Source organism: Corynebacterium sp. KPL1995 (assembly GCF_000477935.1).
Classification (GTDB): domain Bacteria; phylum Actinomycetota; class Actinomycetes; order Mycobacteriales; family Mycobacteriaceae; genus Corynebacterium; species Corynebacterium pseudodiphtheriticum.
On record NZ_KI515715.1, the window covers coordinates 346,225 to 358,973 of the forward strand.

A 12,749-nucleotide genomic window follows, 5' to 3' on the forward strand; every position below is an offset into this window, starting at 1 on the left:
CTATTTTCCCGCCAGCACGTCGTGGCGCACAATGGTTTGCTCACGCGACGGGCCGACGCCGATATACGACATGCGCGTTCCGGACAGTTCTTCTAGGCGCAGCACGTAATCCTGTGCGCGCTGTGGCAGCTCTTCAAAGGTGGAACAGCCCGTGATGTCTTCGTCCCAAGCCGGCATATTTTCGTAGATTGGCTTGGCGTGGTGTACCTCGGATTGCGAGACTGGCATTTCGTCATGGCGCACGCCGTCGACGTCGTAGGCTACACAGATCGGAATTTCTCCGATTCCAGTGAGCACGTCAAGCTTGGTCAAGAAGTAATCCGTAAACCCGTTAACGCGGCTGGCGTAGCGTGCAATCACGGAATCGTACCAACCACAGCGGCGGCGTCGGCCAGTGTTCACGCCAACCTCACCACCGGTTTCTTGCAGGTAATTACCCCATTCGTCGAAAAGTTCCGTCGGGAATGGCCCCGCACCCACGCGGGTGGTGTAGGCCTTGATGATGCCCAGTGAGGTATCGATGCGGGTCGGGCCAATGCCGGAGCCGACACACGCGCCGCCTGCGGAAGGGTTCGACGAGGTCACAAACGGGTAGGTGCCGTGGTCGACGTCCAGCATGGTGGCTTGGCCGCCTTCCATCAGGATGTGTTTCCCGGCAGTCAAGGCCTCATTGAGCTCGCGTTCGGCGTCAATCACCATCGGGCGCAGGCGTTCGGCATAGGACAGGAAGTAGCCGACGACGTCCTCGACCTCAATGGCCTTGCGGTTATACATTTTCACCAGCATCTGGTTTTTCACATCCAGCGCCGATTCCACTTTTTGCCGCAAAATGGACTCATCAAAAATGTCCTGCACGCGGATGCCGACGCGGGCGACTTTGTCCTGGTACGTCGGGCCAATGCCGCGGCCGGTGGTGCCGATTGCACGTTTGCCTAAAAAGCGCTCTTGCACCCGGTCGAGTGTTTGGTGGTACGGCGCAACCAGGTGCGCGTTGGCGGAAATCTTTAACCGCGAGGCGTTCGCTCCGCGGGATTCCAGGCCGTCAATCTCTTCAAACAATGCTTCCAGGTTGATGACCACACCGTTACCCAGCACCGGGGTGGCATTTTCCGATAGGATTCCTGCCGGAAGCAGCTTGAGCTCATATTTTTCACCGCCAACAACGACGGTGTGGCCGGCGTTATTGCCGCCATTGGGCTTGACGACGTAATCCACCTGGCCGCCCAAAATGTCTGTGGCTTTTCCTTTGCCTTCGTCGCCCCATTGGGCGCCGACGATGACGATCGCTGCCATACCTGCCTCATCACTTCCCTGCGGTCAGTAGTTTGATCAGCCTCATAGCCTACTAGGAATTGCCCCACCTGCGATAATTTTTTTAATGTCGGTTACGATGCTTGGCATGCGTGTGCTGATTCTGCGTTGCGGGGAAGCTGCAGCCGAACTGGTTTTACCCAAGACTTTATATCGTTCTTCCGGGGTGGAGATTTTTACGCTGCCAGCTGTGCCAGGCCGGGGTGATCTGAAGTTTTTATCCGAGCATGCTACGGAATTATTGCCGGTAGATTCCACTCCCTCGTTGGAGGAGATCCAAGCGCAACCGCGCGTAGAACACATGGCTGCCCCACAACTAGCACCACAACAACCAGTGATGCCGCTGCGGATAATCGTGATTGGTTCAGACGCCGCCTTGTCTGCGGTGCTCACCCGCTTGCTGCGGGCGGATCAATTATGGCCACAGATCGGATTCGTCCCGGTGGCGGAACCGACGAACAGCGCGGTAGACACTACCGGCAGCAAAAACGTTTCTGGCCCGGCCACCGAAAACGCCGCTAGTAGCACCGCCAGCACTGCAGCACAAAACTGGTCCATTCCCGCTGATCCGGCTGCCGCGCTCAAGCTGGCGCTGACTGGCGAGGTCAAACCCGTCCCGCTGATCCGCAATGATGCCGGACAGGCCGTGGCTGGTTCCGCGGCTATCAGCCAATGGGACGCATCCGCCATGACCGGGGAAATTATCGTCGACGATGCCACCTTGCTGCAGCAAGATGCCCAGGGCAGCGCAGATAACGCCAGCCGTTCCCTGGCTTACGGCGCCCGCTTAGTGCCAATGCTCAACGCACCTGGCATTGCTGCGGCAGTGCACACCGCAGCACCACAACCCCGCGGATTGTTTGCACGCTGGCGCAAGAAAAAGAACCCCGGGGCGAGCGTCAGCCAGCTAGATCCGCATTCATTAGTCACTGGGCGTGCGGTACAAGCCGGTGGACCGGAAATGGCGGTACACGTCGACGGAGTGCGCAGCAAACGCCCACAAAAACGAGTGACTTTTTACCGGCATCTGCGGGATTTACAAATCATCCGTCCGTGAGTTCCGGGGCGCCGCGTCCTCTACCCTCTGCTACTCTCTTCTACTCTTTCTGGGAGTTCTCAGAATCGTCGTAACGATTCGCCGCATTGTGCGCGTTATCCTGGATGTCTTCGATCTCCCAGACTTCCGGTGGGTAGGCCGGTGTGGATGAGGTTGGTGCCAGCACTGCTGCCGCCGACTCCTGCGACATTCCGGTGACCATCAAAAGATCCACTGTTAAAAACCGCACCTGCGACAGGATCGCATATTCCGAAAGCACCGGATCATCGCTAATCACGGAAAGGTCCGTGCGCGCGCCGATGATGCGCAGGCGGTTGACAATCCCCGGAATTTCATGGGCTTGGCTAACCCGCGCACTCGTTTCATAAATTCGTGACAGCTCCAACGCGATCTCTGCCAACTCATCAATGATATTGATTAACCGCGGGGTAATCTTGTCGCCATCGACGCTCAAGACCATGCAGCGGCGGGCCAGCACACGCACATTCCGGGTGGCATTGTCGACGGGAGTGAGAATGCGTTCGATGGAACGCAGGTGTTTGCGCGAGCCCCAGCGAAATGGGGAAAGCCCCGCAATTTCCCGGCCGGAAGCCGTGGCTTCCAGCATGTGATCAATATTCGATTGCGTACCGCGCACCTGTTGGAGTGCATCTTCGATACGCTCTGAATCTCCCTTTTCCGCACCTTCTGCAACGTCATGCAGCACCGACGATGCAACGGAGAGAACTTTCGCGATCTCATGCCGGGCATCACGCAACGCAGAATTAGGAATCAACGCGATGGAGATGATTCCAATCACCGAGCCAATGGCGGCGTCAATCATGCGTTCGGTGCCGCCACCTTGCGGCATGATCGTGGCGATCAAGATCGCACCAATAGCGACCTGGTTACTCACCAGCAGTGATTTCGATAAAAATGCCGCGACCACCAGTGAGATCGCTACCCCAGCGGCAATCTGCCAATCGCCGGTGCCCAGGGTGTGCACCAAAAGCTGGCCAACTCCGACACCAACCACACCAGCGACCGACATTTCCAGGGCTTTATTCAGACGGTTGCCACCGGAGATGCCAAGTACCACCACCACAGAGATAGGGGCGAAAAATGGGATCTCGTGGCCGAAAAACGTCTGCGCAACCCAAAACGCCAACCCCGCACCAAACGCGGCCTGCACAATGAAGATCAAGCGTTTGCGCACGCGCAGAATGCGCGAGGTCAGCGAATGGTCTAAATGCCGCAGTCGTTCGCGGGTGGAGACCCTGTTATTTGCCATAGGCGCCGAAAATACCTGCTAAAAAGCTTAGCCGAGAGCAGCTTAGCGGGCGGTGGTCTGGCCTGCGGAGCGCAGCACCTGGCAGGATTCAATGACGCGATCAGCCATGGAGCGCTCTGCCTTCTTCAGGTAAGAGCGTGGGTCGTAGACCTTCTTGTTACCGACTTCTCCATCAATCTTGAACACGCCGTCGTAGTTGCTAAACATGTGGCGCGCAACCGGATTGGTGAACGCATACTGCGTATCAGTGTCGATGTTCATTTTGATCACGCCATAGCGCAAGGATTCTTCGATTTTGGCGGCCTCGGAACCGGAACCGCCGTGGAAGACGTAATCGAAGGGCTGGGAACCGTCGGCAAGCCCCAGCTTCTGGGAAGCGACCTTCTGGCCTTCGGCCAATACCTCTGGGCGCAGCTTGACGTTGCCCGGCTTATAGACGCCATGGACGTTACCGAAAGTGGCGGCCAGCAGGTAGCGACCATTTTCGCCAGTGCCTAGCGCATCGACGGTTTTTTCAAAATCTTCTGGGGTGGTGTACAGGTTGGCACCTGCTTTGGCTTCCACGCCGTCTTCTTCACCGCCGACCACGCCGATTTCCACCTCGAGGATGATATTTGCTGCGCGCGACTGTGCCAGCAGCTCCTGGGCGATTTCCAGGTTCTCGTCGATAGGGATAGCCGATCCGTCCCACATATGGGACTGGAACAGTGGCTGCTCGCCGGCTTCTACGCGATCACGGGAGATCTTTAACAATGGGCGCACGAAGTCATCGAGACGTTCTTTCTGGCAGTGATCCGTGTGCAACGCAATATTCACGCCGTAGTGCGAAGCAGCCTCGTGCGCGAATGCGGCCAAGGCTTTTGCACCGGCAACTTTGTTTTTCACTGCTTGGCCAGAGCCGAATTCCGCACCACCCAGGGAGAACTGGATAATGCCGTCAGACTCGGCTTCTGCAAACCCCTGTAGTGCGGCGTTAATGGTTTCGGAAGAGGTGCAGTTGATCGCAGGAAAAGCGAATTGCTCCTTCTTCGCGCGGTCAAGCATCTCGTTATAAACCTCAGGGGTGGCGATAGGCATAAAACATCCTCCAACGTTGGATCTGCAGTCTCGAAGCCCAATTATGCCTGAGCGAACACTAACCTGCAGCCGGATCCCCTTCGGCCAGCGCAACCCGGGCCATCGCCTCCAGCGCCATCCACCCGGAAAGCTGCACCGACAAATCGCGCTCTGCAATACGCACAGCGCCCACTTTCTCCCGGATCGACATCGGGCCCAGGCCAAAATTATGTGGCAGTAGCGCATCGCTGGTCCAGTCCGTAGCAAACACGGGCAGTCCGTCAACTTCCAAGCGGTGGGTCCACACCGACTCCGCCGACGCCCGCACCAACCGAGTAGCAAGCTTGCGCGTCGCGCGGTTCGCTGGCGAATCATCAGGCAAACGCACCGCGACGTCGGCAAGATAACGCAGCAAAATCCCCTTGAACAAGCCGCCATCGCCGTCGCCGGTATCCCAGTCGATCACTCCCGCTGGGGTGGCCATGTGCTGCGCAATCGCGTGCACCAAGCCACGGATCCGGCTGATATATGGCATGGCTTCGTCGGCACGCTCAGCCTCATGCACCGACTGAATATCTTCCAGGCTGTGGATGCCGTGTTCTTTGCGCAACTGCAACGCAATTTCCAGGCTGGCACCAAGCATCACCCCCTGGCAGTACGGGTGAATATCACGCACGACCTCCGGTCCGTTCATGCGCATACGCATCCCGTCCATGATCAGCCCATCATCATTGTGCAGGTTATCGAAAACCCAGTCGACGATATGAATGGCTTCCTGCCAGTACCCGGTGCGCGCCAACATAATTGCCACCGGACCATTAGTGGGCACGTTATAAAACGTCGATCGGTTATCGCGCCAGGGCGCGACCCCCAGGGACTCATCCAACCCGGCACGCAGATTGGAACGCAATGCGTGCAACTGTGGCGGGGTACCCAGCTTTTCCGCGTTCTCTATGCGCCCGAAAGCTAGTGCCAACCAAGCTTTGTCATCGTAGTATTTGTTGCGTTCCAACCCGCGCAGCTGCCGGAGTTTGATGCCACGCATGGTATTAGCAATGCGGGCGCTGCGGGTTTTCGTGGGTTGCCGCAGCGCAGCATCAACCTGGCAATCCAGGTAGTGCGCCTGCCACCAATAGTGCCAATGAATAAACAGGCGCTCTTTAAAAAGCGCCGGCCAGCTCACCCGGGCGAGATTGGTGCGTGGCAGCGACCATAGTGGGCCAGCATGTCGATCGTTGATGGCGGTCTCTGCGAGATCCGCCCGGTGGGACCATTTTTCTTGCACTATTATTCCATCACTCACAGAGCTATAAACCGGAGAAATCAATCATTTGTAGCATACATCACGGTTCTCTGGTGAGGGATAAGTGACAAATTATTGATGCAGCCAGCACCCCTACCAAGCTTGGTGCAGATCCGCATGCTGCCGCACCCACGCATGCATTGCGATGCCTGCGGCCACCCCTGCGTTAATTGAGCGCGTCGAACCAAACTGCGCAATCGAACACGTCATCACCGACGCCTGGCTCGTCTCCGCGCTCACCCCAGGGCCTTCCTGGCCGAATACCAGCAAGCAACGCCGCGGTAATTCGGCGGTTTCCAATGGCACGCACCCGGGAGTGTTGTCAATAGCCACGACGGTCAGATCGTTCTCCGCCGCCCAGGCCACTAGCCCATCAACATCGCTGTGGTGCTGTAGGTGTTGGTAGCGGTCCGTAACCATGGCGCCACGACGATTCCAACGACGCCTACCGACAATATGTACTGTATCTACAGCAAAAGCATTCGCAGTGCGCACCACCGTGCCGATATTCGCATCGTTTTCAAAGTTCTCGATCGCGATATGCAGCTCATGCCGACGGGTATCAATGTCCTCGATGAGCGCCTCACGCTTCCAATAGCGATAAGCATCGACGACGTTCCGGCGGTCGCCTTCAGCAAGCAACTCCGGATCCAAGCGTGGATCATCCGGCAACGGGCCTTCCCACGGGCCCACACCATGCCGACCTTCAGCCCATTCCGTTGGGCCTTTGTCCTCCGGTGCGGTGGCGCGTTCCGGCTTAGTCACTGGATCATTTTCGGCTGCGCTTTCGCCCATTACAGCCCCAGGTCATCCAAGCCCAACAGGCTGCGATATTCCAGCCCCTCGGCACGGATGGCATCAGCAGCACCGGTAGCGCGGTCCACCACAGTGGCCACACCAACAACTTCCGCTCCGGCCGCACGCAAGGCAGCGACGGCAGTCAGCGGGGAGTTACCAGTAGTGGTGGTATCTTCCACAACTAGCACTTTTTGCCCTTCCACATTCACGCCTTCGATGCGGCGCTGCATGCCGTGCTTTTTAGCTTCTTTGCGCACCACAAAAGAATCGATCGGGCGGCCGTCGGCATGCATGATCGAGGTGGCCACCGGGTCCGCACCCAAAGTCAGACCACCGGCGGCAACGTAGTCCCAGTCCGCGGTTTTTTCCCGCAGCAACGAGCCAATCAGGCGGGAGGCCTCATGGTGCAGCGTCGCGCGACGCAAATCCACGTAGTAATCCGCTTCTTTACCGGACGATAAAGTCACACGACCGTGGACCACGGCAAGTTCGCGGACAAGTTCAGCGAGGCGGGAAAGATCAGTACTGGATGGGGTGCTTTGCTGCTCAGTCATAGCTACCACTGTAGTCCTCACTCGTCGTCAAAAATAGATGGCCCGGCAGACAAGTCGCGTTTAACGTGCGGGCGCTTCCGGTGTCCGCCCTCTTGTGACTTATCGACGCCATCGGCAATCGCATCCACTTCATCTACCCCAAGGGCGTAGGGTTCCAGGTACCCACGGGCCTCGGCTTTGCTGCGGGTCGGTAATTCGACGGGCTCGCTTGGTCGTTGGATTGGCGGATGATCCTGCGGGTCGGGAACGACGTGCAGCAACTGGTTGTTCTCAAAGGCCGGGGGCTGTTTCGGCCCCATCATCCGGGTGGGGTCCGCCCCTTCGAATTTTAAAATTTGGTTCGCCATGGAACGCGGTGGTAGCACGCGGGCGACGTCGGCAAGCAGGCCGAGCGGCGCCAGCATTTCATCCCAATCTGAAGCATGCGAGCCTTTATCGGTTTGCGCCAGCACCCAATCCGATTCCATCCACACCGCGGTGACGATTTCCGGCAGGCTATCACAGGCAGTGACCACGCGCGCATCAATCATGCGGCTAGCAACGGCGGCATCAGTGGCATAGACCGTGAAATCCGCGATGTGTCCGACTTCCAGCAAATCATCGAAAACCGCTTCCCCGGTTGTACGGTCATTGCGCTGATCACGGTCCACACGGCGAAAATCCACCACGATTTCCGTGGCGGCTCCGGTGCGCATAGCCATAACATTGACGCCGCCGAGATCCATCAGCACCATCTCATGCCCATAAGCCGAACCCTGCACGATATCTTTCGGTGCTGCCCCACCAGCTGCAGCGCCGCGGGTCCATTCGTCGACGAGATATTCGTCGTGCTTGCTAAAAGTGAACCCATTCTTTTCCGCCCACTGACGACGCTCCCTGCGCAACGCCCCTGGGATGATGGAATCGCGGCGTGGTCCTGCAGGCTTGGCGACGGGGGCGACAGGGGTCGGCTGCTCAGCTGCATCGTCACGTTCTTCGAAATGATCTGCACCGTTGACACCATCTGCATGAACAGCAGCTGCATCGCTTAGATCGTTGGCATCACTAGCATCACTGGCATCACTGCGGTTTTCTTCAGCAGAAAGCAGCTCATTGGATGCTAAACCTGGCTCCGGTTTCGGTGCTGTTTCGGTTACTTCGGTTGCTTCTAGGGCCTCTGCTGATTCTGGGTTCTCTGAGGCCTCTGTTGGCTCTGGCTGCCGCTCAGATACCAGCGCCGAATCGGTTTCAGCATCATTCTCTAAGTCCGACTCAACATGTGGCTCAGCATCCAGCTCAGAACGTGGCTCAACAAGTGGCTCAGCACCTGCCGCAGCATCCAGCTCAGAACCTTCCTCAGTATCTAGTTCAGCGTTATTTACCCCAGCGTTCGCCTCCGCTATCGGGTCAGCGGCGGATTCTGCAGCGGATTCCTCATCCTGCTGTGGCAAATCCTGCTCTACCAAATCCTGCTGTGGCAATTGTTCCGCGGTGGCCAGTTCTCCATCATCCAGCACCCGACCCCGGCGTAGCGCATCACCATAAGTGGCTTGCGCTGACCATTCAGTATCGGTGGCAACAGATTCTTCGGCGTCTGGGATGTCGACGCTAGGGATGCTGGCGCCCGGGACGTTGGCACTAGCGATGTCGGTACTCGGAGCGTCGGCAAGCTCCGCGCTCGCACCAGTTTGCTCTGGCTGACCAGGCGATTCCACAGCAGCTGGCGGCTGCTCAGTCTGCTGGGCGCGGCGCTGCTTCGAATCCAGGTACCACAAAAATATGGCGGCGGCACCGGCGATGACGGCCAGAGTCAGTAGAACATACGGCATGCAGTCAGTTTAACGCGAAGTCTCCACAGGATTGGCAGCATTCGCCGACCACTGCGACCAACCGCCCACATAATGCGAGGCTCCAGTAATACCGGCATGCTCCGCCAAGGCCAGGGCCAGGCCAGAATGGTTGCCTGAACCGGAATAAAACACCGTGCCTTCTCCCCTAGTCACACCAGCTTGGGCGAAGACTTCGCGGATTTCTTCTTGTGACTTGGCCAAGCGATTCGGAGTCAACAAATCCCGCATAGAAGCGTTCACCGCACCGGGAATATGTCCGGCTTTCAAGTCCAAATTTTCTTGGCGCCCCGAATAACGCCAGAAGGAGCGAGTATCAACCAGTGTGCCGTCAAAATTACGTACCTCGTCGATAGTGGCTGCGGGCATAGAGCCGGGCCGAATAGTCAGCGCGGAACCCATAGCGATATTGCCCGGGCCGCACATCGTATCGAAGCCTGCGCGGTGCCACTGCGCCAAGCCGCCATCCAAGATGGAGACGTTTTTAATTCCTGCCCAGCGCAGCACCCACCAGGCACGACCGGCAAAAAATCCCTGACCATCGTCATAAACTACGACTGGGCGGTCTTCCCGCAAGCCCCAGCGGTTGACGTTGGCTTGCAGCCGCGCCGGATCTGGTAACGGGTTGCGCCCAGCTTTAGACCCAGGAAGCCCAGCCAGCGTAATTGCTGGATTAACGTGCTGGGCTGTGGGGATATGCCCGGCGCGAAACTGGCGGAAGCTATTCCCCTGCCCGGGTACCCAAGTAGTGGCAAGCAGGGTGAGTTTGTCTCCGCGGTGGATTTTTTCGTGTAATTCTTCGGCACTGACCAGGACGCTCATAGTTACCCAGTTTAAGGGTAAAAGCGTCCCGGCGTGTGCTAGCAGACACAATGCCTGCTAACTGGAGATCTCCAGCTCCTCGCCGCCGTCGGCAAGCGAAACCTGCACGGCATCGCCTTCCACAACTTCACCGGCCAGCACCAGCCGCGCCAGCTTGTCTCCGATGGCCTGTTGGATCAACCGGCGCAGCGGACGCGCACCGTAGGCGGGATCGTAACCGCGCTCAGCCAACCAGGCCTTCGCCGCCGTATCCACGCTCAGGCTCAGGCGTTTGCCAGCCAGGCGTTCGCGCAGCGTATCCAGCTGAATATCCACAATGCCTTCCAGCAATTCGCTGGATAGCGGCTCGAAGGTCACCACATCATCCAGGCGGTTAATGAACTCCGGCTTGAAGGCGGCCTTCACCGCATCCATGATCTGCTCGCGGTTGCCACCGGCACCCAAGTTCGAGGTCAGGATGATCACCGTGTTGCGGAAGTCCACGGTCCTACCCTGTCCGTCGGTCAGCCGACCTTCGTCGAGCACCTGCAGCAGCACATCGAAGACATCCGCGTGTGCTTTTTCCACCTCGTCGAAAAGCACCAGCGTGTACGGGCGACGACGCACCGCTTCGGTCAACTGTCCGCCAGCATCGTGGCCGACGTATCCCGGAGGCGCACCGACCAGCCGCGAGACCGAGTGCTTCTCACCGTATTCCGACATATCGATGCGCACCATGGCCGATTCGTCATCGAACATGAACTCCGCCAGCGCTTTCGCTAGCTCGGTCTTGCCGACGCCCGTGGGCCCCAGGAATAGGAAGGAGCCGGTCGGCCGGTTCGGGTCGGCGATGCCCGCGCGGGAACGACGCACCGCATCCGAGACCGCCACCACCGCGTCTTTCTGTCCGACGACGCGGCGAGCCAGGATATTCTCCATATCCAGCAGCTTTTCCGTCTCACCCTGCAGCATCTTGCCAGCCGGGATGCCGGTCCAGGCAGAAACTACCTCGGCGATAGTGTCCGGGGTGACTTCCTCGCTGAGCATGGTGTTGCTGCGCGCCTGCTCCGCGGCTTTCTCCTCGGCCACGGCGATTTCGCGTTCCAGTTCGTTGATGCGGCCGTAGCGCAGCGTGGAGACTTTCTCGTAATCACCTTCACGCTCGGCGATTTCTGCTTGTCGACGCAGGTCGTCGAGTTCTTCCTTCAGTGCCTGGACATCATCGATGGCCTTTTTCTCGTTCGCCCAGCGGGCTTTCAGCTCACCGAGCGATTCGCGCTGATCGGCCAGCTCTTGTTGCAGACGCACCAACCGCTCCTTGGAAGCAGCGTCGGATTCTTTCTTCAGCGCCAGTTCTTCGATCTCCATGCGGCGAACGACGCGCTCGAGTTCATCAATTTCCTGCGGAGAGGAATCGATCTCCATGCGCAACCGGGAGCCGGCTTCGTCGACAAGGTCAATGGCCTTATCCGGCAGGAAGCGGTTGGTGATGTACCGGTTGGACAGCTCGGCGGCCTGCACCAGCGCAGAATCCTGGATGCGCACGCCGTGGTGAACTTCGTAGCGCTCCTTCAGGCCACGCAAGATACCGATGGTGTCTTCCACCGAAGGCTCACCAACGTAGGTCTGCTGGAAGCGGCGCTCGAGCGCGGCATCCTTTTCGATGTACTTGCGGTATTCATCCAGCGTGGTCGCACCAACCAGGCGCAGCTCACCGCGGGCGAGCATCGGTTTGATCATATTTCCGGCATCCATCGAGCCTTCGCCGGTACCGCCAGCACCAACCAGGGTGTGCAGCTCGTCAATGAACGTGATGATCTCGCCATCGGAAGATTTGATTTCTTCCAACACGGCTTTTAGCCGCTCTTCGAATTCACCGCGGTATTTCGCACCCGCAACCATCGAGCCGAGATCCAGCGAGACCAGGCGCTTACCCTTGAGCGATTCTGGCACGTCACCACCGACAATGCGGCGGGCGAGGCCTTCCACGATGGAAGTCTTGCCAACGCCCGGCTCACCGATGAGCACCGGGTTGTTCTTCGTGCGGCGGGATAGCACCTGCACGACGCGGCGGATTTCCGAATCGCGCCCGATGACGGGGTCAATCTTGCCTTCGCGGGCCTGCGCGGTCAGATCCGTGGAGTATTTCTCCAGTGCTTGGAAAGAATCCTCCGGGTTTTCCGTGGTCACTTTCGCGGCTCCGCGCACGACTGGGAATGCGCCTTTAATGGCGTCGTAGGTGGCGCCACGGGAAGTTAGCAGCTGCGCGGCATCAGTTTTCGAGGCCGCGATGGCTGCTAACAGCACTTCGGTGGAGACGTATTCGTCGCCAAGCTCACCGGCCAGCTCTTGGGCTTTGGTAAGAACGTTCAGCCCATCGCGGTTGAAGTTCGGCTTAGCCACGCCGGCGCCTTCGGCCTTGGGGTAGCCCTCTACTAATTCGGTGGCTTCTTTGCGCACCGTATCCGGGTCTACTCCGGTGGCCTTCAATACCGGGGTGGCGATGCCTTCTTCTTGGCTGAGGATCGCCTGCAGCAGGTGTGCTGGGCGAATGTCCGGGTTGCCTGCCGCCGAGGCGGTTTGCAGCGCGGATTGTAGGGCTTCTTGGGTTTTTGTCGTGGGGTTAAAAGAACTCATGGTGTGTCATATCCTCCCTGTTCTTCCCTGTTTTCGTCACCGTTATTGTGACACCGTTTCAGGGGCTTCAATGGATACAACACACCATGAATTGAGTCTATTCCACTCAAGTTAGGATTTTGTGGAATTTTTTGTC

Annotated in this window: 10 protein-coding genes; 1 reads left to right on the forward strand and 9 read right to left on the reverse strand. The window is 58.4% G+C overall.

Features of this window, described 5'->3' with window-relative positions:
• Positions 1-1,293, reverse strand: a complete 1,293-nt coding sequence (locus HMPREF1292_RS01565) for an adenylosuccinate synthase (protein WP_021351996.1) — start codon at positions 1,291-1,293, stop codon at positions 1-3.
• 106 nt (positions 1,294-1,399) lie between these two features.
• Between HMPREF1292_RS01565 and HMPREF1292_RS01570 the strand changes: the two genes are divergently transcribed.
• The gene (locus tag HMPREF1292_RS01570; protein ID WP_034645473.1) at positions 1,400-2,368 is read left to right on the forward strand and encodes a hypothetical protein; all 969 of its coding nucleotides are present in this window, start codon (positions 1,400-1,402) and stop codon (positions 2,366-2,368) included.
• Positions 2,369-2,408: 40 nt separating this feature from the next.
• On the opposite strand, the gene HMPREF1292_RS01575 is transcribed toward HMPREF1292_RS01570, so the two are convergent.
• The 8 genes from HMPREF1292_RS01575 to clpB all read right to left on the reverse strand — a co-directional run bounded on the left by HMPREF1292_RS01575 (position 2,409) and on the right by clpB (position 12,613).
• Positions 2,409-3,638 carry an aromatic acid exporter family protein gene (locus HMPREF1292_RS01575; RefSeq protein WP_021351994.1) on the reverse strand — a complete coding sequence of 410 codons (1,230 nt, stop codon included), beginning with the start codon at positions 3,636-3,638 and terminating at the stop codon, positions 2,409-2,411.
• Between the two features lie 42 nt (positions 3,639-3,680).
• Entirely contained in the window at positions 3,681-4,715 is a 1,035-nt protein-coding gene (gene fbaA / locus HMPREF1292_RS01580; protein WP_023018441.1) for a class II fructose-bisphosphate aldolase, read from the reverse strand.
• A 58-nt stretch (positions 4,716-4,773) separates the two neighbouring features.
• Positions 4,774-5,979: a glycoside hydrolase family 76 protein gene (locus HMPREF1292_RS01585; RefSeq protein ID WP_023018442.1), complete on the reverse strand. Its 1,206-nt coding sequence runs from the start codon at positions 5,977-5,979 to the stop codon at positions 4,774-4,776.
• A gap of 111 nt (positions 5,980-6,090) precedes the next feature.
• Positions 6,091-6,792, reverse strand: coding sequence for a TrmH family RNA methyltransferase (locus tag HMPREF1292_RS01590; RefSeq protein ID WP_023018443.1), 702 nt, complete (start codon positions 6,790-6,792; stop codon positions 6,091-6,093).
• Complete coding sequence (gene pyrE / locus HMPREF1292_RS01595; protein ID WP_021351990.1) at positions 6,792-7,349, reverse strand: orotate phosphoribosyltransferase; 558 nt, start codon at positions 7,347-7,349, stop codon at positions 6,792-6,794. The genes HMPREF1292_RS01590 and pyrE overlap by 1 nt, the downstream gene beginning before the upstream one ends.
• Before the next feature lie 17 nt (positions 7,350-7,366).
• Positions 7,367-9,157, reverse strand: coding sequence for a hypothetical protein (locus tag HMPREF1292_RS11330; protein ID WP_023018444.1), 1,791 nt, complete (start codon positions 9,155-9,157; stop codon positions 7,367-7,369).
• 9 nt (positions 9,158-9,166) lie between these two features.
• Entirely contained in the window at positions 9,167-9,997 is an 831-nt protein-coding gene (locus tag HMPREF1292_RS01605) for a sulfurtransferase (RefSeq protein ID WP_023018445.1), read from the reverse strand.
• Between the two features lie 57 nt (positions 9,998-10,054).
• Positions 10,055-12,613 carry an ATP-dependent chaperone ClpB gene (gene clpB / locus HMPREF1292_RS01610; RefSeq protein WP_023018446.1) on the reverse strand — a complete coding sequence of 853 codons (2,559 nt, stop codon included), beginning with the start codon at positions 12,611-12,613 and terminating at the stop codon, positions 10,055-10,057.
• Positions 12,614-12,749 lie beyond the last annotated feature (136 nt).

Coding starts and splice junctions, on each gene's coding strand:
- HMPREF1292_RS01565 (WP_021351996.1), bottom strand. CDS start 1,293: ATGGCAGCGATCGTCATCGTCGGCGCCCAATGGGGCGACGAAGGCAAA.
- HMPREF1292_RS01570 (WP_034645473.1), top strand. CDS start 1,400: ATGCGTGTGCTGATTCTGCGTTGCGGGGAAGCTGCAGCCGAACTGGTT.
- HMPREF1292_RS01575 (WP_021351994.1), bottom strand. CDS start 3,638: ATGGCAAATAACAGGGTCTCCACCCGCGAACGACTGCGGCATTTAGAC.
- fbaA (WP_023018441.1), bottom strand. CDS start 4,715: ATGCCTATCGCCACCCCTGAGGTTTATAACGAGATGCTTGACCGCGCG.
- HMPREF1292_RS01590 (WP_023018443.1), bottom strand. CDS start 6,792: ATGGGCGAAAGCGCAGCCGAAAATGATCCAGTGACTAAGCCGGAACGC.
- pyrE (WP_021351990.1), bottom strand. CDS start 7,349: ATGACTGAGCAGCAAAGCACCCCATCCAGTACTGATCTTTCCCGCCTC.
- HMPREF1292_RS11330 (WP_023018444.1), bottom strand. CDS start 9,157: ATGCCGTATGTTCTACTGACTCTGGCCGTCATCGCCGGTGCCGCCGCC.
- HMPREF1292_RS01605 (WP_023018445.1), bottom strand. CDS start 9,997: ATGAGCGTCCTGGTCAGTGCCGAAGAATTACACGAAAAAATCCACCGC.
- clpB (WP_023018446.1), bottom strand. CDS start 12,613: ATGAGTTCTTTTAACCCCACGACAAAAACCCAAGAAGCCCTACAATCC.